28 protein-coding genes are annotated in these 26868 nt (G+C 70.7%); 7 read left to right on the top strand and 21 right to left on the bottom strand.

Going from position 1 to position 26868, the window contains the following annotated elements; all coding sequences use genetic code 11:
* Nucleotides 1–13 precede the first annotated feature (13 nt).
* From trpC to hisI, 6 genes are all read right to left on the bottom strand, one after another.
* Nucleotides 14–823, bottom strand: coding sequence for an indole-3-glycerol phosphate synthase TrpC (trpC, locus tag ACQHII_RS35230; RefSeq protein ID WP_019067707.1), 810 nt, complete (start codon nt 821–823; stop codon nt 14–16).
* Between the two features lie 126 nt (nt 824–949).
* The gene (locus ACQHII_RS35225; RefSeq protein WP_427923056.1) at nt 950–1411 is read right to left on the bottom strand and encodes a DUF2752 domain-containing protein; all 462 of its coding nucleotides are present in this window, start codon (nt 1409–1411) and stop codon (nt 950–952) included.
* 83 nt (nt 1412–1494) lie between these two features.
* On the bottom strand, nt 1495–1743 hold the full coding sequence (locus ACQHII_RS35220) for an HGxxPAAW family protein (protein WP_427923055.1): 249 nt from the start codon (nt 1741–1743) through the stop codon (nt 1495–1497).
* A gap of 110 nt (nt 1744–1853) precedes the next feature.
* On the bottom strand, nt 1854–2495 hold the full coding sequence (locus ACQHII_RS35215) for a TIGR02234 family membrane protein (protein ID WP_427923054.1): 642 nt from the start codon (nt 2493–2495) through the stop codon (nt 1854–1856).
* A 52-nt stretch (nt 2496–2547) separates the two neighbouring features.
* Complete coding sequence (locus ACQHII_RS35210) at nt 2548–4035, bottom strand: anthranilate synthase component I (protein ID WP_427923053.1); 1488 nt, start codon at nt 4033–4035, stop codon at nt 2548–2550.
* Nucleotides 4036–4046: 11 nt separating this feature from the next.
* Entirely contained in the window at nt 4047–4442 is a 396-nt protein-coding gene (gene hisI / locus ACQHII_RS35205) for a phosphoribosyl-AMP cyclohydrolase (protein WP_427923052.1), read from the bottom strand.
* Nucleotides 4443–4547: 105 nt separating this feature from the next.
* Between hisI and ACQHII_RS35200 the strand changes: the two genes are divergently transcribed.
* Entirely contained in the window at nt 4548–5183 is a 636-nt protein-coding gene (locus ACQHII_RS35200) for a TIGR03085 family metal-binding protein (RefSeq protein ID WP_427923051.1), read from the top strand.
* 4 nt (nt 5184–5187) lie between these two features.
* On the opposite strand, the gene ACQHII_RS35195 is transcribed toward ACQHII_RS35200, so the two are convergent.
* From ACQHII_RS35195 to hisD, 10 genes are all read right to left on the bottom strand, one after another.
* Entirely contained in the window at nt 5188–6426 is a 1239-nt protein-coding gene (locus ACQHII_RS35195; protein ID WP_427923050.1) for an MFS transporter, read from the bottom strand.
* 22 nt (nt 6427–6448) lie between these two features.
* Complete coding sequence (locus ACQHII_RS35190) at nt 6449–7039, bottom strand: ArsR/SmtB family transcription factor (RefSeq protein WP_427923049.1); 591 nt, start codon at nt 7037–7039, stop codon at nt 6449–6451.
* Between the two features lie 135 nt (nt 7040–7174).
* On the bottom strand, nt 7175–7930 hold the full coding sequence (gene hisF, locus ACQHII_RS35185; protein ID WP_427923048.1) for an imidazole glycerol phosphate synthase subunit HisF: 756 nt from the start codon (nt 7928–7930) through the stop codon (nt 7175–7177).
* Nucleotides 7927–8325, bottom strand: a complete 399-nt coding sequence (locus ACQHII_RS35180) for a RidA family protein (protein WP_427923047.1) — start codon at nt 8323–8325, stop codon at nt 7927–7929. The genes hisF and ACQHII_RS35180 overlap by 4 nt, the downstream gene beginning before the upstream one ends.
* Nucleotides 8322–9047, bottom strand: a complete 726-nt coding sequence (gene priA, locus ACQHII_RS35175) for a bifunctional 1-(5-phosphoribosyl)-5-((5-phosphoribosylamino)methylideneamino)imidazole-4-carboxamide isomerase/phosphoribosylanthranilate isomerase PriA (protein WP_262059918.1) — start codon at nt 9045–9047, stop codon at nt 8322–8324. Before priA ends, ACQHII_RS35180 begins: the two co-directional genes overlap by 4 nt.
* Before the next feature lie 3 nt (nt 9048–9050).
* Entirely contained in the window at nt 9051–9698 is a 648-nt protein-coding gene (hisH, locus tag ACQHII_RS35170; RefSeq protein WP_427923046.1) for an imidazole glycerol phosphate synthase subunit HisH, read from the bottom strand.
* Entirely contained in the window at nt 9689–9853 is a 165-nt protein-coding gene (locus tag ACQHII_RS35165) for a hypothetical protein (protein WP_019067720.1), read from the bottom strand. The genes hisH and ACQHII_RS35165 overlap by 10 nt, the downstream gene beginning before the upstream one ends.
* Nucleotides 9850–10443 (bottom strand): imidazoleglycerol-phosphate dehydratase HisB, encoded by a 594-nt coding sequence (hisB, locus tag ACQHII_RS35160; RefSeq protein ID WP_043675308.1) that lies wholly within the window; start codon nt 10441–10443, stop codon nt 9850–9852. Before hisB ends, ACQHII_RS35165 begins: the two co-directional genes overlap by 4 nt.
* On the bottom strand, nt 10440–11549 hold the full coding sequence (locus ACQHII_RS35155; RefSeq protein ID WP_427923045.1) for a histidinol-phosphate transaminase: 1110 nt from the start codon (nt 11547–11549) through the stop codon (nt 10440–10442). Before ACQHII_RS35155 ends, hisB begins: the two co-directional genes overlap by 4 nt.
* The gene (hisD, locus tag ACQHII_RS35150) at nt 11546–12868 is read right to left on the bottom strand and encodes a histidinol dehydrogenase (protein ID WP_427923044.1); all 1323 of its coding nucleotides are present in this window, start codon (nt 12866–12868) and stop codon (nt 11546–11548) included. Before hisD ends, ACQHII_RS35155 begins: the two co-directional genes overlap by 4 nt.
* A gap of 202 nt (nt 12869–13070) precedes the next feature.
* Between hisD and ACQHII_RS35145 the strand changes: the two genes are divergently transcribed.
* The 4 genes from ACQHII_RS35145 to ybaK all read left to right on the top strand — a co-directional run bounded on the left by ACQHII_RS35145 (nt 13071) and on the right by ybaK (nt 17185).
* Nucleotides 13071–14648 (top strand): oxidoreductase, encoded by a 1578-nt coding sequence (locus ACQHII_RS35145; RefSeq protein ID WP_427923043.1) that lies wholly within the window; start codon nt 13071–13073, stop codon nt 14646–14648.
* A 127-nt stretch (nt 14649–14775) separates the two neighbouring features.
* The gene (locus ACQHII_RS35140; RefSeq protein WP_427923042.1) at nt 14776–15909 is read left to right on the top strand and encodes a hypothetical protein; all 1134 of its coding nucleotides are present in this window, start codon (nt 14776–14778) and stop codon (nt 15907–15909) included.
* A gap of 11 nt (nt 15910–15920) precedes the next feature.
* Nucleotides 15921–16664 (top strand): LON peptidase substrate-binding domain-containing protein, encoded by a 744-nt coding sequence (locus ACQHII_RS35135; protein WP_427923041.1) that lies wholly within the window; start codon nt 15921–15923, stop codon nt 16662–16664.
* An 8-nt stretch (nt 16665–16672) separates the two neighbouring features.
* Complete coding sequence (ybaK, locus tag ACQHII_RS35130; protein ID WP_427923040.1) at nt 16673–17185, top strand: Cys-tRNA(Pro) deacylase; 513 nt, start codon at nt 16673–16675, stop codon at nt 17183–17185.
* Nucleotides 17186–17405: 220 nt separating this feature from the next.
* On the opposite strand, the gene ACQHII_RS35125 is transcribed toward ybaK, so the two are convergent.
* From ACQHII_RS35125 to ACQHII_RS35110, 4 genes are all read right to left on the bottom strand, one after another.
* On the bottom strand, nt 17406–18095 hold the full coding sequence (locus ACQHII_RS35125; protein ID WP_427923039.1) for a DUF2567 domain-containing protein: 690 nt from the start codon (nt 18093–18095) through the stop codon (nt 17406–17408).
* Nucleotides 18096–18129: 34 nt separating this feature from the next.
* Entirely contained in the window at nt 18130–18957 is an 828-nt protein-coding gene (locus ACQHII_RS35120; RefSeq protein WP_427923038.1) for an ABC transporter permease, read from the bottom strand.
* A gap of 64 nt (nt 18958–19021) precedes the next feature.
* Entirely contained in the window at nt 19022–19993 is a 972-nt protein-coding gene (locus ACQHII_RS35115) for an ABC transporter ATP-binding protein (protein WP_427925479.1), read from the bottom strand.
* Between the two features lie 124 nt (nt 19994–20117).
* On the bottom strand, nt 20118–21341 hold the full coding sequence (locus ACQHII_RS35110) for an NYN domain-containing protein (RefSeq protein WP_427923037.1): 1224 nt from the start codon (nt 21339–21341) through the stop codon (nt 20118–20120).
* 225 nt (nt 21342–21566) lie between these two features.
* Here ACQHII_RS35110 and ACQHII_RS35105 point away from each other — a divergent pair, with 225 nt between their 5' ends.
* Complete coding sequence (locus ACQHII_RS35105; RefSeq protein ID WP_019067731.1) at nt 21567–21731, top strand: hypothetical protein; 165 nt, start codon at nt 21567–21569, stop codon at nt 21729–21731.
* Nucleotides 21732–21814: 83 nt separating this feature from the next.
* Here the strand turns inward: ACQHII_RS35105 and dnaE are convergent, their stop codons facing one another.
* Entirely contained in the window at nt 21815–25354 is a 3540-nt protein-coding gene (gene dnaE / locus ACQHII_RS35100; protein WP_427923036.1) for a DNA polymerase III subunit alpha, read from the bottom strand.
* Between the two features lie 187 nt (nt 25355–25541).
* Here dnaE and ACQHII_RS35095 point away from each other — a divergent pair, with 187 nt between their 5' ends.
* On the top strand, nt 25542–26867 hold the full coding sequence (locus ACQHII_RS35095) for a DUF2252 domain-containing protein (protein WP_427923035.1): 1326 nt from the start codon (nt 25542–25544) through the stop codon (nt 26865–26867).
* Nucleotide 26868 lies beyond the last annotated feature (1 nt).

Genomic DNA, 26868 nt, shown 5'->3' with positions numbered 1-26868 from the left:
GCCTAGCGGGTGATCAGCTGCGGCCGTGGCGCAGTGCCGGGTGTTCGCCTGCTGCCACCAGGTCGGAGACCGCCGACTTGGGGTCGCGGCCGGTGACCAGGGACTCGCCGACCAGGACCGCGTCGGCGCCGGCGTTGGCGTAGGCGATGAGGTCGTGGGGGCCGCGGACGCCGGACTCGGCGATCTTGACGATGTGGGCCGGGATCTCGGGGGCGACGCGCTCGAAGGTGGAGCGGTCGACCTCAAGGGTCTTGAGGTTGCGGGCGTTGACGCCGATGATCTTCGCGCCGGCGTCGACCGCGCGGTCGACCTCGTCCTCGTCGTGGACCTCGACGATCGGCGTGAGGCCGATCGACTCGGCGCGCTCGATGAGGGACTCCAGGGCGGGCTGGTCCAGGGCCGCGACGATCAGCAGGGCGAGGTCGGCGCCGTAGGCCCGGGCCTCCCAGAGCTGGTACGACGTGACGATGAAGTCCTTGCGGAGGACCGGGATGTCCACCCGCGCGCGGACGGCCTCCAGGTCGGCCAGGGAGCCGCCGAAGCGGCGCTGTTCGGTGAGGACGGAGATGACGGCGGCGCCGCCCGCCTCGTAGTCCGCCGCGAGGCCCGCCGGGTCGGCGATCGCCGCGAGCGCGCCCTTGGAGGGGCTGGAGCGCTTGACCTCGCAGATGACCTTGACGCCGTCGCCGCGCAGGGCCGCGACGCCGTCCTTGGCAGCGGGTGCCTTCGCCGCGCGCTCCTTGAGCTCGTCGAGGCTGACGCGCGCCTGCCGTTCCGCCAGGTCGGCACGGACTCCGTCGATGATCTCGTCGAGCACACTCACGCGAGCGGCCCCCTTCCGGACGGTGGAAAAGCAATGGTCACATCTGACCTCGATGGTATCCGGAGGAAGGCGTAGGCCTCGCATCCGGTTGACGCCGGTCCCAGTACCTGGACATCGGTCGGTTGATCAAGGGTGTAGCCAGCCACCGAACGGCAGGTTCCGGACAACCGTGAAGACCAGCACCAATGCGCCCAGAGTCCAGAGCCGGACCCCGCCGAGCTCGATCCGCACCGGTCGGCCGCGGGCCGCGCGGACCACCCAGACGGTCCATACGACCATGAAGGCCAGATAGCCCACCACGGCGATCGCGTTGTCCTGGAGGGCGGCGAGGAAGTCGCCGTGGATGAACTCGTGCGCGCTGCGCAGGCCGCCGCAGCCGGGGCAGTACAGGCCGGTGAGGCGGTACAGGGGGCAGACGGGGTAGTGGCCGGGCTGGTTCGGGTCGACCGTGCCGACGTAGGCGAAGGCTCCGGCGACGGCCGCCAGGATGCCCGCGGGCACGGCCACGCGGTTCAGCACGGAGGCGGAACCGGGGGTGCGGGTCTTCGGGATGCTCCGGCTGTCGCTGTCGGCGTTCACGTCTCGCATTGTGCCCCCTGTCGCGCGTGAGGGGCGGTTCCCGGTGTGTCCGGGACCGCCCCTCCACGAAGTGGTGGCTGACAGCCGCGTGTTCAGCTGTCGGCGTGCGCCGTCTTGCCGAGCAGCTCGGTCAGGTCCTGGGGACGGTCCTTGGGCATGCCCATACCCATCGCGCTCATGACCCAGCCGACGATGCCGCCGATGACCGTGATCGCCATACCGGCCCAGAAGCCGATCGGCTGCGCCATGACCATGAAGGCGCCGGCGACCAAGAACCCGATGAAGACAATGGTGGTACCGGTCCAGGCGGCCAAAGTGTGACCGTGGCTGTTGCCCGCCATGACGTGCTCCTCGTTGCTGTGTACGTGTGTGAGCAGACGCTCACGGCTCATTGTTCCGCACGCGTGCGTGTGCGGTGCTTCGGGGTGGGTGCACGCGCGCGTCGGCCCGGCTACGCCCCTGTCGGGTCCTCGCCGCGGTCCAGGGCCTTCCAGATGTCCTCGGGGCGGTCGGGGTCCACCACGGGGGCGCGGCGGGCCCGGGGGGCGCCGTTGCGCTCGTAGCGGCCCGACATCGCGGGCCAGCGGCGGCCGTAGAGGAGGGCGAGGAGGCCGGCCAGCAGGATCAGGGCGCCGCCGACCGCGGCGACGTAGGGCCAGGCGGTGTGGTCGAAGGCGTGCACGGCGGACGAGGTGCCGCCGGAGGCCTGGGTGGCCTTGTCGTCGAGTGCCGAGCTGTCGGTGGCGCCCAGGAGGGCCGCGGCGACGATGCCGGCGCCGGAGAGCGCGAGGAGCGCGGAGACCGCGAAGCGGCCGGTCCTGCGGACGGCGAAGACGGCGACGAGCGCGGCGAGGCCCACTATGGCGAGCGCCGCGGGCACACCCGTGACGTCGCTGCCCTTGGCGGACAGCGGGAACGGGTCGCCCGCCACCGTCGCGATCCCCTCCGACCAGCGCTGACGGGTGGCCAGCAGCGCCACGGCCGCGCCGAGCGCACCGCTCATCAGCGCTACGGCGAGGCTGCGGCGGCCGGCGCGCGCGGGGCCTTCGCCTTCGGAACGGGGGTGAGGAACAGCTGCAGTCACGTAGTCCACTATCGCTCGAACCCCGGGCGAACCGTCACCCGGGGTTCATATGACCCTCGTCCTATTGCCCGAGCCGGTTCGCCGTGTGCACCGCGCGGAGGACCGCCGCAGCCTTGTTGCGGCACTCCTGGTCCTCCAGTTCCGGGTCCGAGTCGGCGACGATGCCGGCGCCCGCCTGGACGTAGGCCGTGCCGTCGCGGAGCAGGGCCGTACGGATGGCGATGGCGGTGTCGGAGTCGCCCGCGAAGTCGAGATAGCCGACGCAGCCGCCGTACAACCCCCTTCTGGAGGGCTCCAGTTCGTCGATGATCTGCATCGCGCGCGGCTTGGGCGCGCCGGAGAGGGTGCCGGCCGGGAAGCAGGCGGTGAGGACGTCGAAGGCGGTGCGGCCGGGGGCGACGCGGCCGGTGACCGTGGAGACGATGTGCATCACGTGGGAGTAGCGCTCCACCGACATGAAGTCGACGACCTCGACCGAGCCGGGCTCGCAGACGCGACCCAAATCGTTACGGCCGAGGTCGACCAGCATGAGGTGTTCGGCGCGCTCCTTGGGGTCGGCGAGGAGTTCATCGGCGAGGGCCTGGTCCTCCTGCGGGGTGGCGCCGCGGTGCCGGGTGCCGGCGATGGGGTGGACCATCGCGCGGCCGTCCTCGACCTTGACGAGGGCCTCCGGGGAGGAGCCGACGACGTCGAAGCCGTCGAAGCGGAACAGGTACATGTACGGGGACGGGTTGGTCGCGCGCAGCACCCGGTACACGTCCAACGCGCTTGCCGTGCACGGGGTTTCGAAGCGCTGGGAGGGGACGACCTGGAAGGCCTCGCCCGCGCGGATGCGCTCCTTGATGTCCTCGACGGCCACCTTGAAGTCGGGGCCGCCCCACAACGCGGTGTACTCGGGGAGCTCGGAGGGCGGGAGCTGGGCTGGCGGCTGGGCGACCGGGCGGGAGAGGTCCGCCTCCATGGCGTCCAGGCGGGCCACCGCGTCGGCGTAGGCCTCGTCGACGCCCGTGTCGAGGTCGTTGTGGTTGATCGCGTTGGCGATCAGCAGGACCGAGCCCTCCCAGTGGTCCATCACCGCGAGGTCGCTGGTGAGGAGCATGGTCAGCTCGGGGAGCCTGAGGTCGTCCCGCTCGCCGGGGCCGATCTTCTCCAGGCGGCGGACGATGTCGTAGCCGAGATAGCCCACCATGCCGCCGGTGAAGGGCGGCAGGCCCTCCTGGTGCGGGGTGTGCAGGGTGTCGATGGTGGCGCGCAGGGCGGCGAGCGGATCGCCGTCGACCGGGACGCCGACGGGCGGGGTGCCGAGCCAGTGGGCCTGGCCGTCGCGCGCGGTGAGGGTGGCGGCGCTGCGGACGCCCACGAAGGAGTACCGAGACCATTGAAAAGCTGTGCGGCCGTTCTCCGCGGACTCCAGGAGGAAGGTGCCGGGGCGCTCCGCGGCGAGCTTGCGGTAGAGCGCGACCGGGGTGTCGCCGTCGGCGAGCAGCTTGCGGGTGACCGGGATGACGCGACGGTCGGAGGCCAGTTTGCGGAAGGTCTCAAGATCCATGGCGGCTGACCTTACTGATCCGAAGTGGCGGCGCTGTTACCAACGCCGTCCTTGAGGAGCACGTCCGCGTCGAAGCAGGTGCGGGCGCCGGTGTGGCAGGCGGCGCCGATCTGGTCGACCTTCACCAGGACCGTGTCGGCGTCGCAGTCCAGGGCGACGGACTTGACGTGCTGGAAGTGGCCGGAGGTGTCGCCCTTGACCCAGTACTCCCGGCGGCTGCGGGACCAGTACGTGCAACGGCCGGTCGTCAGGGTGCGGTGCAGCGCCTCGTCGTCCATCCAGCCGAGCATGAGCACCTCACCGGTGTCGTACTGCTGGGCGATGGCGGGGACGAGCCCGTCGGCGCTCCGCTTGAGGCGGGCGGCGATCTCGGGGTCGAGGCGACTGGACTGGGGCGCGCTGGTCATGGGCCCATTGTGCCGCGCGGCACCGACAACCCAGGCCCACGTCCACTGTGCGGACCGGCCAGGCGTCCACTGTGCGGAGCGGACGGGCGGTCGTAGGCTGACGGTATGTCGACCTTCGCCAAGCGTGAACGACTTCTTCTCGCCGACCTCCTGGAGACGACGGGCCCGGACGCCCCGACCCTCTGCGAGGGCTGGCAGACCCGTGATCTGGCCGCGCACGTGGTGGTGCGGGAGCGCCGCGCGGATGCCGCGGGCGGCATCATGATCAAGCAGCTCGCGCCGCGCCTGGACCGGGTGATGGCGGAGTTCGCGGCGAAGCCGTACGAGGAGCTGATCCAGCTCATCCGTACCGGCCCGCCGCGCTTCTCGCCGTTCCAGCTCAAGCAGCTCGACGAGGCGTCCAACACGGTCGAGTTCTACGTCCACACCGAGGACGTGCGGCGGGCCCAGGAGGACTGGACTCCGCGCGAGCTGGACCCGGTGTTCCAGGACGCCCTGTGGTCGCGGCTGGAGCGGATGGCCCGGCTGGTGGGCCGGAGCGCGCCGACCGGACTGGTGCTGCGCCGCCCGGACGGGCAGACGGCGGTCGCCCACAAGGGGGCACCGGTCGTGACGGTGACCGGCGAGCCCTCGGAGCTGCTGCTGTTCGCGCACGGCCGGCAGAACGTGGCCAAGGTGGAACTGGACGGCGACGAGAACGCGATCGCCAAGCTCCAGGAGGCCAAGCAGCTGGGGATCTGAGGGGTCAGTGGGGCAGTTCGGCCCGGCGCAGGTCCCGTACGGCCAGGGCGATGACTCCGCCGAGCCCGCACACCACCGCGCTCACCACGAACACCGGGCCGGTTCCCCACGCGCCGATCGCCGCCGCCGACAGCGGCATGGTGAGGGGCGCGAGGCCGAGACTGACCAGGCTGGAGAGGGCGGTGACGCGGCCGAGGTAGGCGGGGTCGGAGTGGGTCTGGAGCAGGGCGCCGCACATCACGCCGCTGAGCCCGGCGAGCAGTCCGATGAGCAGGGCCACCCCTACGGCCAGGAGGAGGCTCGGGGCGTAGGCGAGGGCGGCGATGGCGATCGAGCCGGCGATGATCGACCAGGCGGCGACCTGCCCCGCGCGCGGCAGTCGGCCCCGTACGGTCAGCGTCATCGAGGCACTGCCCGCGCCGACCCCGAACCCGGCGAGCACCCACCCCATCCCGGACGCCCCCCAGCCACGCTGGTCCACGAGCAGGGTCAGGCCCACGTTGAGCGGCGCGACGAAACCCAGGTCGCCGAGGGCTATCGCAAGTATCAAGGGGGCGAGGACACGGTGCCGGCGGATGTAGCGGAGACCGGTCACCAGGTCGCGCCAGGCGGTGGTCGGGGTCCCGGTGGCGGTGTCGTCCGGCGGCAACTCCCGTACCCGTACGGAGATCAGCAGCGGTACCGATATCGCGATCAGCAGCCCGGCCGTTGCGAACGCGGTCGCCGCGCCGCCGAACGCCACGGCGAGACCGCCGAGTGGGGCGCCGAAGATCACGGCGAACCGGTACGCGAGGCCCCGCATGCCCTGCACCCTCGCGAGCTGTGCCTTGTCGGTGATCCGCGCGGGCAGCGCGCCCACCGCGGGGACGAAAACGGCGTCCACGGTGCCGAAGACCAGGGCGAGCGCGGCGAGCGGCCACAGTCCCAGGCCGGTGAGGAACAGCAGCGCGGCCACGGCGAGTACGGCCGCGCAGCGCACGGCGTCGCTGCCGATGACGACCCGGCGCGGACCGAAGCGGTCGGCGACCACTCCGCCGCCCAGCATCAGCACGGCACGCGGCAGCGCGCTGACCGACATCACCAGGCCGGCCTGCGCCGGGGATCCGGCCTGTACGGCGGCCCAGGACAGGGCGATGTAGTAGACGCCGTCGCCGGCCATCGACGCCGCGTAGGCGCCGAGCCAGCGCAGGACGTTGGGGTCGCGGTGAGCGGGTCTGCCGGGGGCTATGAGCGCGGTGGTCAAGGGAGTTGGCCCTCTCTCGGACTCAGACGCGGAACGGGAAGCCGTACGTGTGCACCGCGACGTTCTCGCGGCCCTCGGTGTCACCGGCGGCGACGGCGGCCCGGCTGTCTTCCTGATACCGGCGCACGGCGTCGCCCAACTCCTTGGACAGCTCGGACAGTTCGTCCGGGGTGAGCCGCAGCAGCCACTCGGAGTTGTCGGCAGCCGACGTCCACTCGTCGCTCCAGTGGGCACGCTCGTCGATGTAGCGCCGGTACATGTCGATGCGCTGGTCGAAGAAGAGGCGGCTGGCGGCGGTGTGTGCGGCGGCCTTCTCCGGGGCGTCCCGGAAGTCCTCGTCGTGGACGCTCAGGCCGTCCGAGGCGGGCTGCCACCAGCGCTCCCGGCCGTCCCCGCTGCGCGGTTCCGCCTCCTCGATCAGCCCGTGCTCGGCGAGCTTGCGCAGGTGGTAGCTGACCAGTGAGACGGCCTCGTCGACCTGGTCGGCGAGCTGGGAGGCGGTCGCCACCTGGGTGATGATCAGCAGCCGGTACAGCTGCGCCCGCAACGGGTGCGCGATGGCCTTGAGCGTGCCCACGTCCTTGATACGGCGGTCTCTGTCCCTGTCGGTCACTCCCTCAGGCTAGATACGAAAGGAAAGTTGCACAACATTTCTTGCGCAACTTTCCTTTCGTATCCACCCATGAGGAAGCATGCGTAAGCCCCGACCGCCAGGCGGTCGGGGCTTACAACGCCTCCACAGGAGGGGTCACCTCACGGGGTGCCCCGCCTCCCGCAGCGCCTGCTTGACGTCGCCGATCCGCAGATCCCCGAAGTGGAAGACGGAGGCCGCCAGCACCGCGTCCGCGCCCGCCGCGACCGCCGGCGGGAAGTCGGCGAGCTTGCCCGCGCCGCCGGACGCGATGACGGGCACGGTCACGTGCTTGCGGACCGCCGCGATCATCTCCAGGTCGTAGCCGTCCTTCGTGCCGTCCGCGTCCATCGAGTTGAGCAGGATCTCCCCGGCCCCCAACTCCGCGGCCCGGTGCGCCCATTCGACGGCGTCGATGCCGGTGCCCTTGCGACCGCCGTGGGTGGTGACCTCGAAGGAGCCCTCGGAAGTCCGGCGCGCGTCCACCGACAGGACCAGGACCTGGCGGCCGAACCGCTCCGCGATCTCCTTGATCAGTTCAGGTCGGTTGATCGCCGCAGTGTTGACGCCGACCTTGTCCGCGCCGGCCCGCAGCAGTTTGTCCACGTCCTCGGCCGTGCGGACGCCGCCGCCGACCGTGAGCGGGATGAAGACCTGCTCGGCGGTGCGGCGGACCACGTCGTACGTCGTCTCGCGGTTGCCGGAGGACGCGGTGATGTCCAGGAAGGTCAGCTCGTCGGCGCCCTCGGCGTCGTAGACCTTGGCCATCTCGACGGGGTCGCCCGCGTCGCGCAGGTTCTGGAAGTTGACGCCCTTGACGACCCGGCCGTTGTCGACGTCCAGGCAGGGGATCACGCGTACGGCGAGGGTCATGCGGAACCCTCCCCCCGGTACGCCTCCACCTCGACCTCGACGACCAGGCTGGGGTCGACGAAGCCGGACACGATGATCATGGACGCGGCGGGGCGGATCGCGTCGAAGAGTTCCTTGTGTGCGCGGCCCACGTCCTCGACGTCCCGGGCGTGGGTGATGTACATACGGGTGCGCACCACATCGGCGGGGCCGAGGCCCAGCTGCTCCAGCGCCGCGAACGCGACGTTGAACGCGTTGACCGTCTGCTCGTAGGGACCGCCCCCGGCGATCTCGCCGTCCACTATCGACGTGCACCCGGAGACCAGCACCAGGCCGTTCGGCAGCTCCACCGCGCGGGAGTAGCCGAAGACGTCCTCCCAGGGCGCGCCGGTCGACACGCGTCGTAGCTCGGTCACCGGGCCACCGCCTCCAAGGCCTCTTCCAGAGTGAACGCCTTCGCGTACAGGGCCTTCCCGACGATGGAGCCCTCGACACCGAGGGGTACCAGCTCGGAGATGGCGCGGAGGTCGTCGAGCGACGACACGCCGCCGGAAGCCACGACCGGGCGGTCGGTCGCCGCGCAGACGTTGCGCAGCAGCTCCAGGTTGGGGCCCTGGAGGGTGCCGTCCTTGGCGATGTCGGTGACCACGTAGCGGGCGCAGCCCTCGGAGTTGAGGCGGTCCAGGGTCTCGTAGAGGTCGCCGCCGTCGCGGGTCCAGCCGCGGCCCCGCAGGGTCGTGCCGCGTACGTCGAGGCCGACCGCGATCTTGTCGCCGTGCTCGGCGATGACCTTGGCGACCCACTCGGGGGTCTCCAGCGCGGCGGTGCCGAGGTTCACCCGGGTGCAGCCGGTGGCGAGGGCCGCGGCGAGCGTGTCGTCGTCGCGGATGCCGCCGGACAGCTCGACCTTGATGTCCATGGCGCCGGCGACCTCGGCGATGAGCTTGCGGTTGTCGCCGGTGCCGAACGCGGCGTCCAGGTCGACGAGGTGCAGCCACTCGGCACCGGAGCGCTGCCAGGCGAGGGCGGCCTCCAGGGGGGAGCCGTAGGAGGTCTCGGTCCCGGACTCGCCGTGGACGAGGCGGACGGCCTGGCCGTCGCGGACGTCGACGGCGGGGAGGAGTTCGAGCTTGGCCATGGTCTACAGGGTTCCGATCCAGTTGGTGAGCAGCTGCGCTCCGGCGTCGCCGGACTTCTCGGGGTGGAACTGGGTGGCCCACAGGGCGCCGTTCTCCACGGCGGCCACGAAGGGCTTGCCGTGCGTCGACCAGGTCACCAAGGGGGCGCGCATCGCGGGGTTCGAGACTTCGAGGGACCAGTCGTGCACGGCGTAGGAGTGCACGAAGTAGAAGCGCGCGTCGGCGTCCAGGCCCGCGAAGAGCTGGGAGCCCTCCGGGGTGTCGACGGTGTTCCAGCCCATGTGGGGCACGATCTCGGCCTGGAGCGGCTCGACCGAGCCGGGCCACTCGTCCAGGCCCTCGGTCTCCACGCCGTGCTCGATGCCGCGCGCGAACAGGATCTGCATGCCCACGCAGATGCCCATCACCGGGCGTCCGCCGGCCAGCCGGCGCCCGACGATCCAGTCGCCGCGCGCCGAGCGCAGGCCCTCCATGCAGGCGGCGAAGGCGCCGACGCCGGGCACCAGCAGCCCGTCCGCGTTCATGGCCTTGTCGTAGTCACGCGTTATCTCGACCTCGGCACCCGCGCGCGCGAGGGCACGCTCGGCGGAACGGACGTTCCCGAAGCCGTAGTCGAAGACAACAACCTTTTTCGCTGCGCTCAATTCCACACCTCCAGCCTCATGACCCCGGCGACCAGACACATCCCGGCGGCGATGGAGATCAGCACGATGAGCTGGCGCGGCATCTTCTGCTTGACGAAGGAGTAGACCCCGCCGAGCAGGAAGAGCCCGACGACGATCAGGAGGCTCGACAGGCTGGTCACAGCGCGCCCTTCGTGGAGGGGAGGATGCCGGCCGCGCGCGGGTCGCGCTCGGAGGCGTACCGCAGGGCGCGCGCGAGGGCCTTGAACTGGCACTCCACGATGTGGTGCGCGTTGCGCCCGTACGGCACGTGCACGTGCAGTGCGATCTGGGCCTGGGCGACGAAGGACTCCAGGATGTGCCGGGTCATCGTGGTGTCGTACTCGCCGATCATCGGCGCCATGTTCTCGGGCTCGGTGTGTACGAGGTACGGCCGGCCGGAGAGGTCGACGGTGACCTGGGCGAGGGACTCGTCCAGCGGGACCGTGCAGTTGCCGAAGCGGTAGATCCCGACCTTGTCGCCGAGCGCCTGCTTGAAGGCGGCGCCGAGGGCGAGGGCGGTGTCCTCGATGGTGTGGTGGGAGTCGATGTGCAGATCGCCCTCGGTCTTCACGGTGAGGTCGAACAGACCGTGCCGGCCGAGCTGGTCGAGCATGTGGTCGTAGAAGCCGACTCCTGTCGACACGTCGACCTTGCCGTGGCCGTCGAGATCGATCTCGACCAGGACCGAGGTCTCCTTGGTCGTCCGCTCCACCCGTCCAACGCGGTTCATGTGCTCTGCTCCTTCATCAACTCACGGACCGCGTCGAGGAACGCGTCGTTCTCTTCGGGGGTTCCGGCGGAGACCCGCAGCCACCCCGGGATGCCGTTGTCCCGGACCAGGACGCCCCGGTCGAGGATCGCCTGCCAGGCGGTGTGGGAGTCCGCGAACCGGCCGAACTGCACGAAGTTGGCGTCGGACTCGACGACTTCGCAGCCCAGGGCCCGCAACTCCCGTACCAGCCGGTCCCGTTCGTCCTTCAGCTGCTCCACATAGCCGAGCAGCGTGTCGGTGTGCTCCAGGGCGGCCAGCGCGGTCGCCTGGGTGACGGCCGACAAGTGGTAGGGCAGCCGGACGAGTTGGACGGCGTCGACGACCGCCGGGTGCGCGGCGAGATAGCCCAGGCGCAGCCCTGCCGCCCCGAACGCCTTCGACATCGTCCGCGAGACGACGAGATTCGGCCGACCTTCGAGCAGCGGCAGCAGCGAGTCGCCGTGACTGAACTCGATGTACGCCTCGTCGACGATCACCATCGACGGCTTGGCGGCCTGCGCCGCCTCGTACAGCGCGAGCACCGTCCCGGGCGGAACGGCGTTGCCCGTGGGGTTGTTGGGGGTCGTGACGAAGACGACGTCGGGCTTGTTCTCGGCGATCCAGCGCTCGGCGGCCGGGAGGTCGACCGAGAAGTCCTCGTTGCGCGGCCCGGAGATCCAGCCCGTGCCCGTGCCGCGCGCGATGAGCGCGTGCATCGAGTACGACGGCTCGAAGCCGATCGCCGTACGGCCGGGGCCGCCGAAGGTCTGGAGCAGCTGCTGGATGACCTCGTTGGAGCCGTTGGCCGCCCACACGTTCTCGACGCCGACCCGGTAACCGCCGGTCTTCGTCAGGTAGTCGGCCAGCTCGGTGCGCAGCTCGACCGCGTCCCGGTCCGGGTACCGGTTGAGGCTGCGGGCCGCCTCGCGGACCCGTTCCGCGATCCGCTCGACCAGTGCCTCGGGCAGCGGGTAGGGGTTCTCGTTGGTGTTCAGCCGTACGGGGACGTCCAACTGGGGCGCGCCATAAGGGGACTTGCCGCGCAGTTCGTCGCGTACGGGAAGATCGTCGATTCCGAAGCTCACTTGCCGGGCACCTTCCAACCGAACCTTGCCTTGACCGCCGCGCCGTGCGCGGGCAGGTCCTCCGCCTCCGCCAGCGTCACCACGTGATGCGCCACGTCGGCGAGGGCGTCGCGGGTGTAGTCGACGATGTGGATGCCCCGGAGGAAGGACTGCACCGACAACCCGGAAGAGTGGCAGGCACAACCCCCGGTCGGCAGCACGTGGTTGGAGCCGGCCGCGTAGTCGCCCAGCGACACGGGCGCCCAGGGTCCGACGAAGATCGCGCCCGCGTTCCGCACCCGGTCGGCGACGGCAGCCGCGTCCGCCGTCTGGATCTCCAGGTGCTCGGCGCCGTACGCGTCGACGACCCTCAGTCCCTCCTCGATGCCGTCGACCAGGACGATCGCGGACTGCCGGCCGGCCAGCGCCGGGGCGATCCGGTCCTCGATGTGCTTGGTGGCCGCGACCTGCGGTTCCAGTTCCTTCTCGACCGCGTCCGCGAGTGTGACGGAGTCCGTGACCAGGACGGCGGCGGCCAGCGGGTCGTGCTCGGCCTGGCTGATCAGGTCGGCGGCGACGTGCACCGGGTCGGCGGTCTCGTCCGCCAGGACCGCGATCTCTGTGGGTCCGGCCTCGGTGTCGATGCCGATCCTGCCCGTGAAGTAGCGCTTGGCGGCGGCGACCCAGATGTTGCCGGGCCCGGTGACCATGTTGGCGGGGGCGCAGGACTCGGTGCCGTGGGCGAACATCGCGACGGCCTGGGCGCCACCGACGGCGTAGACCTCGTCGACGCCGAGCAGCGCGCAGGCGCCGAGGATCGTCGGGTGCGGCAGCCCGCCGAAGTCCGCCTGCGGCGGCGAGGCGAGCGCGACGGAGCCGACGCCGGCCTCCTGCGCGGGGACGACGTTCATGATCACGGACGACGGGTAGACGGACCGCCCGCCGGGCGCGTACAGCCCCACGCGGTCGACCGGCACCCACTTCTCGGTGACCGAGCCGCCGGGCACGACCTGGGTGGTGTGGGTCGTACGGCGCTGCTCGCGGTGGACGAGCCGGGCGCGCCGGATGGACTCCTCCAGGGCCGCGCGCACGGCCGGGTCGAGCTGTTCCAGCGCGTCGCTCAGCGCCTCGGCCGGGACCCGTACCGATTCCAGCCGCACGCCGTCGAACTTCTCGGCGAAGTCGATCAGCGCCGCGTCGCCCCGATGATGCACGGCCTCGCAGATCGGCCGCACCTTCTCCAGGGCGGCCGAGACGTCGAAGTCGGCTCGGGGCAGCAGGTCGCGCAGGGCGGGCCCTTCGGGGAGGGCGTCGCCGCGCAGATCGATTCGGGAGATCACGAACCAATTCTCTCAGACGGCGATCGGGCGTCGTCCGCGCGTATCAATGGCTGATACAGAACGTGGCCGGAACCCGGAAGATCAGGGGGGTGTGGGGGGTGTCCCCCCCACAAAGCACAGTACGTCTAGTGTTCCGGGCGTTACTCAGCGGGCATGAACAGCTGTGCGAAACCCGTGAGCAGTCGAGAGGGATGACAGAGCAGTGACCGAGGGTGCCGGCCTCCGCGCGGGGGATGTGCCGGACGACGCGACCGCCGCCGAGGCCGGGATGTGGCAGGCCTTCCGCAACGGCAGTGTGTACGACCTGAGCAGCGGCGACACCGTCGTCGACGATCCGCACGGCGGCCATCCGTGGGGCCCGGAGCGGACCGTACGGGCCCGGTTCGTGTGCTGGCTCCTGCTGGACGGACCGCCCGCGCTGTCGGGCCGGGTGGCCTCGCTGAAACTCACCGGAGTGCGGATCAGCGGCACCCTGGACCTGGCGGGCGGCACGATCCACCCCTTCGTCGAACTGAAGGGCTGCCGCTTCGAGCACGAGATCCTGTTGCCGGAGGCCCGCTTCCAGACCGTACGGCTGGTGAACTGCGCGGTACCGCGGCTGGAGGCGGCGCGGGTGCACACGGAGGGTGACCTCCATCTGCCGCGCTGCCGCTTCCACAACGGGGTACGGCTGACCGACGCGCACATCGGCACCGATCTGCTGCTCAACCAGGCGATCGTCTACCGGGACCGCACGGGCCGTTCGATCGCCGCCGACGGCATGACCGTGGGGCAGGATCTCCAGGCCGAACTCCTCGAATCGCACGGCGAGTTGAGCCTGCGCAGCGCGAAGGTCGGGGTCTCGCTGAGTCTGCGCGGCGCCCGGCTGGCCAACCCGTACTCCCGACTGGCCCTGAACGCGCCCCAGTTGACCGTCGGCCGCACCCTGTACCTCACCCCGGCGGGCGTCGGCGGACCGTGGCTGAGTGGCACCACACCCGCGCGCGGGACCCGCATCCAGCGCTTCACCTGCCAGGGCGGAGTGCGCCTGGACGACGGGCGGTTCGGGGACGCGGTGGACCTGGAGCGGGCCCGGTTCACCTTCACGGACGACCAGGAGCTGTCGCTGCTGCGGGTCCAGGCGCCCGAACTGCGCTTCCTCGGGGAGAAGCCGCAGCGCGGGAAGGTGGTGCTGTCGGGGGCGCGGGTCGTCAACCTGATCGACGGCAAGGACAGTTGGCCGGGTCCGGGCAACCTCCACACGGGCGGCTTCGTGTACGAGAACCTCGTACCGCAGGGCCCGTTCCCGCTGGAGGCCCGGCTCGACTGGGTGGCCGCCGCGACCGCCGAGTACAACCCGGAGCCGTACGAGCGGCTCGCGACCGTGCTGCGCAACGCCGGGGAGGACGAGGACGCGCGCGAGGTGCTGCTCGCCAAGCAGCGGCGGCGCCGGGAGAGCCTGCCCGTCGCGGCCAAGCTGTGGGGGTTCGCGCAGGACTGGACGGTCGCCTACGGGTACCGGCCGGGCCGGGCCGCCGTGTGGATGGCGGTGCTGTGGGCGGCCGGTTCACTGGCCTTCGCGCACGCGGACCATGTGCCGGTGAACCCGAGCGGGCATCCGCCGTGGAGTCCCGCCCTGTTCGCGCTGGATCTGCTGCTGCCGGTGATCGACCTGGGGCAGGTGGGCCAGTGGCAGTTGCACGGGGGCTGGCAGTGGCTGTCGGTGGTGCTGATCCTGCTGGGCTGGATCCTGGCGACGACGGTGGCGGCGGGGGCGACCCGGCTGCTCAGGCGGGGTTAGGGCCTGCCCGGGCACAGTTATCGAACAGGTGAGCAAAAGTCACCTTTTACCGGGGCTTGACCGAGACGCGTACAACTTTCCACGGGGTGCTCAAACGGTCTGGCGCACTCCGGATCCCGGTTCTTCAATGGTCGGCACCATGGCTCTGCTGCGCGCTCTCATCCGTACCGCCCGGATGGCAAGGAACACCTCGCGGCTCGCCGCCGGACTGCCGGCCGACGACGAGGTACTCCTCGACGCGCCCGACGACCGGCTCGGCCCCGCGCTGGTCGCGGCCGGCCGCGGCGAGTACGGGCCGGCCGCCGAACTGCTGGCCACCACCCGCGCGTCCGCCGAGTGGGAGGACCGCGACCGCTGCGCGCGCAGGCTCGCGGCCTTCGCGCGCTCCCGTCCCGAGTGGCTGGCCGGCTGGCGCGCAGCCGACCCGCACAACCCCGACGCGCTGCTGGTCGGCGCCCAGCTGGCGGTGGACCGCTGCTGGGAGTCACCGGCCCGTGCCGAACTGCTCGGCGAACTCGGCCCGTTGATCACCGCGGCGGCCGAGGCCGAACCGCGCGACCCGGTGCCCTGGCGGATCGCGCTCGACCACGCGCGGGGCACCCACGCCGGACACGCCGCCTTCGAACGGCTGTGGGGCGAGGCGGTCCGCCGCTCCCCGCACCACTACGGCTGCCATGTGGCCGCCCTCCAGTACCTCTCGGCCGCCTGCCGCGCCGAGTGGGACGACACGCCCCACACCTCGCGGTCCTCCCACCGCGAGTGCTTCGACTTCGCCGAACGGGCCGCGCAGGACGCCCTGCCCTGCTCGCTCGTCCAGGCGCTGCCGGTGCGGGCCGCCTTCGCCTGTCTGACCGACGGCTGCGGCGCCGCGGTGCCGCGCGCCCGGCTGGACGCGGCGGCCGACCTCGCGATCGCCCTCTCGGTCGGCTACGCGACGGCCGACCCCTGGCCCGCCGAGGTCCGCAACCTGCTGGTCTACGTCCTGATCCGCCTCGAACGCTGGCCGGACGCCCTCGACCAGCTGCGCCTGATCGGCCCGTACGCCACGTCCTTCCCCTGGGACCGGATCTCGGACGACCCGCTCGGCCAGTTCCTGGAGGTGCGCGACGGGGTGCGGATCGCGGTGGCCTCGCAACTGCCCCTGGGCGGGCCGGTTCCGCCCGGTCTCGCGGCGGTTCCGCGGCAGCCGTGGGGCTTCGAGGACGCGCCGCCGTATCCACGGAGTGAGCACGACGGTCGCGCCCGCTCCGGCGACCACTAGGCTTTTGCGCCGTGACCACCGTCCGGCTGCCGCTCTTCCCCCTGAACTCGGTTCTGTTCCCGGGGCTCGTGCTTCCTCTGAACATTTTCGAGGAGCGCTATCGCGCCATGATGCGCGAACTGCTCAAGACCCCCGAGGAGGAACCGCGCCGATTCGCCGTCGTCGCCATCCGTGACGGCCACGAGGTGGCCCAGACCGCCCAGGGCATGCCGGACCAGACCGCCGTGCCCGAACGCGGGCCCACGGCAGGCTTCGGCCCCGACCCGCTCAAGGCCTTCCACTCCGTGGGCTGCGTCGCCGACGCGGCCACCATCCGCGAGCGCGCCGACGGCACCTTCGAGGTGCTGGCGACGGGCACGACCCGGATGCGGCTGCTCACCGTCGACGCCTCGGGCCCGTTCCTGACGGCCGAGCTGGAGGAGCTGCCCGAGGAGAAGGGCGACGAGGCGGGCGCCTTTGCGGAGGGCGTGCTACGCGCGTTCCGCCAGTACCAGAAGCGCCTCGCGGGCGCCCGCGAACGCTCCCTGTCGACCGGCGACGCGGAACTCCCCGACGAACCGGCGGTGGTCTCCTACCTGGTCGCCGCCGCGATGATGCTCGACACGGCGACGAAACAACGCCTGCTCCAGGCCCCCGACACCGCCTCCCGCCTGCGCGACGAGCTGAAGCTCCTGCGCTCCGAGACGGCCATCATCCGCAACCTGCCGTCCCTGCCCGCCTCGGACCTGACGCGCAACCCGACGAGCCTGAACTGAGACCCACCATGGCGAAGAAGTCCAGGAAGCAACAACAGCCCCAGTCCGGCGGCACCCCGGCGACCGTCGCCCTGACGGCCGCCGGAGTGCCGTACGAGGTGCACGCCTACGACCACGACCCCGCCCACCCGTCCTACGGCGAGGAGGCGGCCGAGGCGATGGGCGTCTCCCCCGACCGCGTCTTCAAAACACTGGTCGCGGACGTGGACGGCGCGCTGACGGTGGCCGTGGTCCCGGTAGCAGGCCAACTGGACCTGAAGGCCCTGGCAGCGGCGGTCGGCGGCAAGCGCGCCGCGATGGCCGACCCGACCCTCGCCGAACGCACCACGGGCTACGTCCGCGGCGGCATCTCCCCGCTCGGCCAGCGCAAAAAACTCCGCACGGTCCTCGACGACTCGGCCACCGTCCACCCCACGATCTGCGTCTCGGCGGGCCGCCGCGGCCTGGAGGTAGAACTCTCCCCCGGCGACCTCGCCACCCTCACAGCAGCAGTACTGGCCCCCATCGGCCGTGCGTGTTAAGTACAAGGGGCATGTCGAAGAAAACCAGGAAACGAAAGTGGCGCATCAAGAAACGCCGCTCGAACCACGGACACCGGCCGGCATAGAAACGCGGGTCGGCTATATCCAGCCCGTCCGGCGTTTGAGGACGAGGCCCCTTCAGGGCCGATCGGGGGTCTGGGGGCAGAGCCCCCAGTGACGGGACGGGTAGGGGCGGCGGGGGCGAAGAAACCCCCCGCCCCTACGACAGCGGCGCCCCGTACCCGTCGGTCGGAACACCGTGCGGCTCAGGATCCCGCGGCCCGAACAACGCGGTCAGCCCCAGATGAACAACCAGCGCGGCGATGGACCAGGCCAGCACCGCCCCCTTCGCCCCCAACTTCAGCGGCGCCGAGAACGTAACCCCCTTGCCCACGGACTTGGCATGCGCGAGCACGTCCTTCGTCGGCCCCAGCCACATCCCCAGCCGCCACGCGAGCAGCGAGGCCAGCAGCCCACCCACGGTCAGCGCGACCACCAGCGGCACTCCCCCACGCCGCCGCAGCAGAAACGCGGCGAGGGCGCTGAGCACCCCGAAACCCACCGCGAGCAGAGTGAACGTTCCGTCCACCCCCACCGCCTGCTCCCCCTCGGAGTCCTTGAGGTAGACGACCCAGCTCTTGTCGACCACGTCCCCGACCAGCGGCACATGCGGCGCCAGCCACCACCACAGCAGCCCGAGCAGCACCCCGCCGAGCGCGACGACGACCGTGGCGACGGCGGCCTCGATCAGCTCGGTCTTCATTCCGGGCCCGTCAGAGCCGTAGGACGCGTCCTGTGGGCCGTGCACGGGGTATCCGGCGCCCGGGGTACCCGGGTCACCCGGCGGCTGCCACGGGTCGTGCGGGGACTGGTCACGCGGCGGCGGAGGCGGAGTCAGCGGTGCGGTCACAACGCCATCGTGCCAGGCCCGGCTGTGCGGCGCGTCACCGGACGGCAGCCCGGCGGTAGGCCCAGGCGGCGACGGCCAGCGAAACGACGCCGACCGCGGCGCATACGGCGAGGTCACCGAGGACGAGCGCCCAGTCGGGGTGCGCCGCGAAGGTCTGCGCGAAGGCCTCGACGCCGTAGGTCGAGGGCACCAGGTCCCGCAGGAACCGCACCGCGTCGGGCATCCGGTCGGCCGGCAGCACACCCAGCAGCAAAGCAGCGGACATGCCCAACTGCCCGAGCAGCGTGGCGAGTTCGGGGCGAGGCGCAAGCAGCCCCAGAGCCGCGCCGAGCCCGGCGAGGGCGGCTCCGGCCAGCGGGATCACCGCCGCGAGGATCCAGATGTTGCCCATCGGCAGCCCGAACAGCACGCATCCGAAGACAGCGGTGAGCGCGGTCCCCGGCACGGTGAAGGAGGCGTACGCGCCCGCGGCGCCGAGCACGACGGCGGCGGGCGGCACCGGCAGGGTGGCGTAGTGGTCGAGCCCGCCGCTGCCGCGCAGCTGCCCGAAGTACTGCGCGAGGAGGTTCAGCCCGACGTAGGCGACGACCAGCACGGACGACCCCGCGACGACGAACCGGGCGTCGTGGCTGCCGCCGTCGACGACCCCGCGCATCATGATCAGGATGCCGACCGACTGGAAGGTCGCCACGAACAGCAGCGGGATCCGCGCGACCCGCGCCCGGGACAGCTGCGCCCGGTACACAGCGGCCAGCGAGGGCCACAGCCGCGCCTTCGGCCCCAGCTCGGCAGCGCCTGCCCCGGCGGCCTGTGGCACGGCCAGCGGGCCACTCGGCAGAACATCGGCGGATACGACACTCACGTCGCGCTGCTCCTCTCGACGCCGGCAGTCGCCCTGTCCCATACGGATACGACAGCTCGTGTACTCATGCCTTCACCAGCCCCTGTCCGTTTCCGCCCAGGGTCAGATAGACGTCCTCCAGGCTGGGCGTGGCCAGGGTGAAGTCGTCCAGGGCGGCGAAGGCGGCCCCTCCGGTCACCGTGGCGACGGCCACCCGGGCCTCCTCGGGGGCGAGCCTGAGCGTCCAGCGGCGGCCGGACTCGACGGCCCGGTCCCGCAGCGCGGCGACCTCCGGGACGTCCAGCGGCGGCTTCTCCCGCCACACCAGCTCGACCCGGACCTCTCCGGCGACCTGTTCCTTGAGCCCGGCGGGGCTGTCGCAGGCGATGACCCGGCCCTGGTCGAGAACGGCGACCCGGTCGAGGACCGTCTCGGCCTCGATGACGTTGTGGGTGACGAGCAGCACGGTGGACCCGCGCTCGGCCCGGCGCCGGTCGACGGCGGCCCACACGGCCCTGCGCGCCACCGGATCCATCCCGGTGGTCGGCTCGTCGAGCACCAGCAGCGGGCGCTCCCCGACCAGCGCGGCGGCCACACACGCCAGCCGCCGCTGCCCGCCGGACAGCTTCTTGAGCGGCCGTCCGGCAATGGCCGTAAGACCCAACTCGTCCAGTACGGCGTCCCGTTCGGCCCGAGCCTGGCGCAGGTCCAGGCCGCGCAGCCGGGCGGTGGTCTCGGCGGCGAGGGACACGGTCAGTTCGTCGAGCGCGGTGGACTCCTGGCCGAGGTAGGCGAGGATCCGCGCGGCCCGCTCCGGGTGGCGCACGATGTCGTGCCCGAGGATCTCAACGCTGCCGGCGTCGGGCCGCATCAGCCCGGTGAGCTGGCGTACGAGGGTGGACTTGCCGGCGCCGTTGGGTCCGAGCAGTCCGAAGATCTCGCCCCGGCGGATGTCGAGGGTCACCGCGTCGGTGGCCCGCACCTCGGGGGTGCCCGGCGCACCGCGCCGTCCGCGCACCGCCGGGTAGGTCTTGCTGAGTCCGCGCACCGCGCACACGACATCCCCACCGTGTCGAAGTGCCTGTCCCGCGCGCGTACTCACAAGGGACGAGACTACGGGGTCCGCGGCCCCCGCCCGTTCGCGGGTGGGTCGAGAACCGCAAATACCCCGGTAAAGAGCGTCAATCCCCCGCGGGGGCGTGCTCGGCCGCCGTGCGGACGTCGATCTCGCGCCAGAACCCGGCGCGGATCGCGTACCGGTCGTGCTCGTCGATCTGGTCGTCCTTGTGGGCGAGGAGTCCGAAGCGGGCCGCGTAGCGCAGCAGTTCCCCGTCGATGCGGTGCGGGACGCGGGGGTACATTCCGGAGAGTTTCTGCAGGTGGGCGCCCTGGTCGCCGAGGCGGCCCATCCACCGGCGGGCGAACACCTGCCCGACCTCGAAGGGGTCGCCGCCGACCGTGGTGATGTCCTCCTCGCGGTCGGCCCAGCGCTGCTCGGCGGTGGTCAGCTGCGCCAGCGTCGGCATCGAGGCGACCTCGGGCGGCTCGGCGGCCCCGCCCGGCCGGTCGACCCACCCTTTGTCGGAGGACCAGCGCAGGGTCGCGCTCGCGGGATGCTGCGCCGGCGCGGCGGCCCCCGGGGCCTTCAGGCTCGCCAGGTCCTTCGGGGTGGGCACGCCCTTGGGCGCGGGCACCCGCTCCTGCGTGCCGTTCTCCGAACCCGCCTCGGCGGCCGCGTGCTCGCCGTCCTCGACGGGCCGCTCACGTGTCGCCGGCGCCGACTCGGGCAGCGGCGCGGACAGGATCGCCGCGATCTCCGGCCGGGGCACGGGCTGCGGCGCGCACACCCCGCCGAGGTCCTTCGCCCGTACGGCCTTGGTGATCCACGTCCGGTCCAGCACCCGCCGCTCGTCGGCCTCGGCGACCAGGTCCTCGGACTGGTTGTAGTCCCCGTCGGCGGCCTGCACGGCCCACAGGTGTACGGCGACGCCGTGCTCCTTGGCGGCCATCATGCCCGGCAGCAGGTCGCCGTCGCCGGTGACGAGGACGACGTCGGAGCAGGCGCGGTTGCGGGCCAGCTCGGTCAGTTCGGCGTGCATGGCGGCGTCGACGCCCTTCTGCGCCCAGCGGCCGTCGCTGCGGGTCAGGGCGCCGAGGCGGACGGTCACGCGGGGCATCACGCGCAGCCTGCGGTGCTCGGGCTGCGGGACGCGGTCGGGGGCGCCGTCGAACCAGTAGATGCGGAGCAGGGGCCGCTCCGTGTCGGACTCGGCGCGCTCGCGCAGGCCCTGGATGAGGGCGGCGTGATCGACGGTGATCCGGGAACGCGAGGGCTCTCCGGCGAGGAGACTGGCCGCCGCCCCCAGCAGATACCCGGCGTCCACCAGGACGATGCAGCGGTCCACGCGACTCACCCTCTTCCCGGTCGGTTGTGCTTCGGGCTTGCTTCGAGTCTGCCCGACCGCGCAGGGGTTAACGGCCCGAACTCGATCTTCGGCGTGGCGTTTCGGGGCTTCTCTCTCGCATCAACCATGTCACACACGGTAATTATCCGAAATGCGTTCTTCGTCAGCCTATGTGAATCTGGTCGCGTCTCTGGCCCCTAGATCCCCCTCAGGAGGCAGATCACCATGGCCAAGAACAAGCACCGTGACCGTAAGCAGCCGCAGTCGGAGCGCGCCCAGGAGCAGGCCACGTCGTCCTCGATGGAGGCACAGGCCGAACAGCGCATATCCCAGGCGACGCCGAGCGACATGGCCCGCAAGGGCAAACAGAAGCGCTTCGGCCACAACTGAGGCCCGTATCAAGGGTCGTTGAGTGACTGAGGGGCGCATCCGTTGGCGGATGCGCCCCTCAGTCACTTCTGCGAGTCCGTTGCTCAGCCCGCCAGGCAGGCCGGGCCGAGCAGCACCTTCAGGTCGCCGAACAGGGCCGGGTCGGGCTTGACCCGGTGCCGGTCCAGGCGCAGGACCGTCGTCTTGGTGGGGCCCTGGAGCCTGATGCGGACCTCGCTGTCGCCGCGGTGGTGGCTGAGGATCTCGCCGAGCCTGCTGACCATGGGCGGGGTGACCCTGGTCGCCGGGATGGTGAGGATCACGGGCGCGTTGGTGCCCACGTTCGACACGTCCGGGACCTGCATCTCCATGGCGACCAGGCGGGGCACGTCCTCGCGCTTGTCGAGGCGGCCCTTGACGAACACGATGGTGTCCTCGACGAGTTGGGTCGAGATCAGCTGGTAGGTCGCCGGGAAGAACATGCACTCGATGGAGCCCGCGAGGTCCTCGACGGTGGCGATCGCCCAGGCGTTGCCCTGCTTGGTCATCTTGCGCTGGAGGCCCGAGATGATGCCGCCGATGGTGACGACCGCGCCGTCCGCGTGCTCACCTCCGGTGAGCTGGGCGATGCCCGCGTCGGCCTTGTCGGACAGCACGTGCTCCAGGCCGAACAGCGGGTGGTCGGAGACGTACAGGCCGAGCATCTCCCGCTCCTGGGCGAGGAGATAGGTCTTCTCCCACTCGTCGGTGGTGAACTCCACGTCGAGTCCGAAGCCGGGCTCGCTGGTGTCCTCCTCGCCCATGCCGCCGAAGAGGTCGAACTGTCCCTCGGCCTCCTTGCGCTTGACCGCCACCACGTTGTCGATCATCGGCTCGAAGTGCGCGGTCAGGCCCTTGCGGGTGTGCCCGAGGGTGTCGAACGCGCCTGCCTTGATGAGGGATTCGGTGGTGCGCTTGTTGCAGGCGGCGGCCTCGACCTTGTCCAGGTAGTCGGGGAACGAGGCGTACTTCCCCTTCGCCTTGCGGGACCTGATGATCGAGTCGACCACGTTCGTACCGACGTTGCGGACGGCCTCCAGGCCGAAGAGGATCACGTCGTCGCCCTGGGCGGCGAAGTTGTGCACCGACTCGTTGACGTTCGGCGGGAGCACCTTGATCTTCATGCGCCGGCACTCGTTCAGGTAGATCGCGGACTTGTCCTTGTCGTCCTTGACCGAGGTGAGGAGCGCCGCCATGTACTCGGCCGGGTAGTTGGCCTTCAGGTAGGCGGTCCAGTACGAGACCAGGCCGTACGCGGCGGAGTGCGCCTTGTTGAACGCGTAGCCGGCGAAGGGGACCAGGACGTCCCACAGGCCCTGGATCGCCTCGTCGCTGTAGCCGTTCTTCCGGGCGCCCGCCTGGTAGATGGTGAAGTTCTTCGCCAGTTCCTCGGGCTTCTTCTTGCCCATCACGCGGCGCAGGATGTCGGCCTCGCCGAGCGAGTAACCGGCGACGATCTGGGCAGCCTTCTGCACCTGCTCCTGGTACACGATCAGCCCGTAGGTCACCGCGAGGACCTCCTCAAGGGGCTCCTCCAGCTCCTTGTGGATCGGGGTGATCTCCTGGCGCTTGTTCTTGCGCTCGGCGTAGTTGATGTGCGAGTTCATGCCCATCGGGCCGGGCCGGTAGAGGGCCGAGACGGCGGAGATGTCCTCGAAGTTGTCGGGCTGCATCTGGCGCAGCAGCGATCGCATCGGACCGCCGTCGAACTGGAACACGCCCAACGTGTCGCCGCGGCACAGCAGTTCGTACGTCGCCGGGTCGTCCAGCGGGAGGGCGAGCATCTCCAGGTCGATGCCCTTGTTGGACTTCACCATCTTCACGGCGTCGTCCATGATCGTGAGGTTGCGCAGCCCCAGGAAGTCCATCTTGATCAGGCCGAGCGACTCGCACTGCGGGTAGTCCCACTGCGTGATGGTCACGCCGTCCGTGTGCCGCACCCAGATCGGGGCGTGGTCGACGATGGGCTCGCTGGACATGATGACGCCGGCGGCGTGCACACCCATCTGCCGGACCAGGCCCTCGACGCCCTTGGCGGTGTCGATGACCTTCTTGACGTCCGGCTCGTTCTCGTACATCCCGCGGATCTCGCCCGCCTCGCCGTAGCGCGGGTGCTTGGGGTCGGTGATGCCCGAGAGGTCGATGCCCTTGCCGAGGACGTCGGCGGGCATCGCCTTGGTGAGCCGGTCGCCCATCGCGTACGGGTAGCCCAGCACGCGCGCGGAGTCCTTGATCGCGTTCTTGGCCTTGATCTTGCCGTAGGTGCCGATCATGGCGACCTTGTCGGCGCCGTACTTCTCCGTCACGTACCTGATCACCTCGACGCGTCGGCGCTCGTCGAAGTCGATGTCGACATCGGGCATGGAGACGCGCTCGGGGTTGAGGAACCGCTCGAAGATCAGGCCGTGCGGGATCGGGTCGAGGTCGGTGATGCCCAGGGCGTACGCGACGATCGAGCCGGCCGCGGAGCCTCGGCCGGGGCCGACCGCGATGCCGTTGTTCTTGGCCCACATGATGAAGTCGGCGACCACGAGGAAGTAGCCCGGGAAGCCCATCTGGATGATGACGTCCAGCTCGTAGTCGACCTGCTTCTGGCGGTCGTCGGGGACGCCGCCGGGGAAGCGGCGCTCCATGCCGAGGCGCACTTCCTCCTTGAACCAGGTGACCTCGGTGTAGCCGTCCGGGATGTCGAATTTCGGCATGAGGTTCTTGGCCTCGAACATGCCGGTGGTGTCGATCTGTTCGGCGACCAGGAGGGTGTTGCGGCAGCCCTCCTGCCAGGCGTCCGAGGAGTCCACGGCGTACATCTCGTCGGTGGACTTCAGGTAGTAGCCGGTGCCGTCGAAGCGGAAGCGGTCCGGGTCGGAGAGGTTCTTGCCGGTCTGGATGCAGAGCAGGGCGTCGTGGGCGGTCGCCTCGTGCGCGTACGTGTAATGCGAGTCGTTCGTCACCAGGGGCGGGATGCCGAGCTTGCGGCCGATGTCCAACAGGCCGTCACGGACCCGGCGTTCGATCTCGATGCCGTGGTCCATCAGCTCCAGGAAGTAGCGGTCCTTGCCGAAGATGTCCTGGTACTCGGCCGCCGCCTTCAGGGCCTCTTCCTCCTGCCCGAGGCGCAGCCTGGTCTGGAGTTCGCCCGAGGGGCAGCCGGTGGAGGCGATGAGCCCCTCGGACCACTGGGAGATGGTCTCCTTGTCCATGCGCGGCCACTTCTGGAGCCAGCCCTCGGCGTACGCGTCCGAGGAGAGCTTGAAGAGGTTGTGCAGGCCCGTCTTGTTCGCCGCCCAGATCGTCTTGTGGGTGTAACCACCGGAACCGGACACGTCGTCGCGCTTCTGGTGCGGCTGGCCCCACTGGATCTTGCGCTTGTTCCGCCGGGACTCGGGGGCGACGTACGCCTCGATGCCGATGATCGGCGTGACGCCCGCCTTCTTCGCCGTGTGGAAGAAGTCGTACGCCCCGTGGAGGTTGCCGTGGTCGGACATCGCGATGTGGGTCATGCCCATCTCGTTGCACGCGTTGAACATGTCCTTCAGCCGCGCGGCACCGTCCAGCAGCGAGTACTGGGTGTGGACATGCAGGTGCGTGAACGGCGGCTTTGACACGGCTTGGCCTCCAGGGATAACAGGGGAAACGATCGACAAAGAGCAGCGGACGGTCTGGGGGGACGAGACCGAATCCTATGCCTGCCCACTGACACAAGGCGGGCACTCCCACGTACCTTCGAGCGTTGGAAGGTGACGACAGACCCGTCACATGTCACGTACCACCCGTACCAGGAGGCACAGAGCGATGTCGGTTCCGCAGCTCAACGACGAGCACCGCGGCGAGGAGATCCTCGCCGTCTTCGACACCGCCTTCGGCGAGCTCCTGGCCGCCGACCCGGCCGCGTTCCGCGTGAAGTTCCGGAAGATGGCGGCCTCCGCCTTCGCCTTCTACCGGGGCACGGCGGCCCTCTTCTACCACGACCTCGATGCCGAGAAGCGCGGCGGCCCGTACCTGGACGACCGCACCTCGCGCGTGTGGATCCACGGCGACCTGCACGCCGAGAACTTCGGCACGTACATGGACTCCAACGGCCGCCTGGTCTTCAACGTCAACGACTTCGACGAGGCGTACGTCGGCCCGTTCACCTGGGACCTGAAGCGCTTCGCGGCCTCCATTGCGCTCCTCGGGTACGCGAAGGCGCTCAGCGACGAGCAGATCACCGAGCTGGTGAAGATCTACGCGGGCGCCTACCGCGAGCGGGTGCACGCGCTGGCGACCGGCGCGAAGAGCGACGAGGTGCCGCCGTTCACTCTGGACACGGCCGACGGCCCGCTGCTGGGCGCGCTGCGCACGGCCCGCTCGCTGACCCGCTTCGAGCTGCTGGACTCGATGACGGAGATCCGCGACTACGAGCGCCGGTTCGCGTCGGGCGGCGGCTCCATCGAGCTGGACGCGGCCACCCGCTACAAGGTCCTCGCGGCCTTCGACGGCTACCTGGAGACGCTCCCCGAGTCCTCCCTGGACCGCCCGGACTCGTACCGCGTGAAGGACGTCGTCGGCCGCCGCGGGATCGGCATCGGCTCGGCGGGGCTGCCGTCGTACAACATCCTCCTTGAGGGCAACAGCGACGCCCTGGAGAACGACGTCGTGATCTACATCAAGCAGGCCCAGACGCCGGCCGTCTCGCGGCACATCACGGACGCGGCGATCCGGGACTACTTCCAGCACGAGGGCCACCGCACGGTGATCTCGCAGCGCGCCCTCCAGGCGCACGCGGACCCGTGGCTGGGCTGGACCGAGCTGGACGGCTCGGGGCAGCTGGTCGCCGAGGTGTCGCCGTACGCGGTGGACCTGGACTGGAGCGACATCGACGACCCGGAGGAGATCGCCGCCGTCGTCGCCGACCTCGGGCGGGCCACGGCCACCATGCACGCGGCGGCCGACGACCAGTCCGGGGAGTCCCTGGTGCCGTTCTCCACCGAGCGGGCCATCGACGCGGCGATCGCGGCCGACGAGGACGGCTTCGCGGGCGTGCTCGTGGACTTCGCGCACGACTACGGCACACGCGCGCGCGGTGACCACCAGATCTTCGTCGACCTGTTCCGCAACGGCCGGATTCCGGGTCTGTAAC

The sequence above is a fragment of the Streptomyces sp. cg40 genome, from assembly GCF_050320165.1.
GTDB classification, from domain to species: Bacteria; Actinomycetota; Actinomycetes; order Streptomycetales; family Streptomycetaceae; genus Streptomyces; species Streptomyces hokutonensis.
The sequence above is the reverse complement of the archived record's forward strand: the minus strand, read 5'-3'. Positions and strand labels throughout refer to the sequence as shown.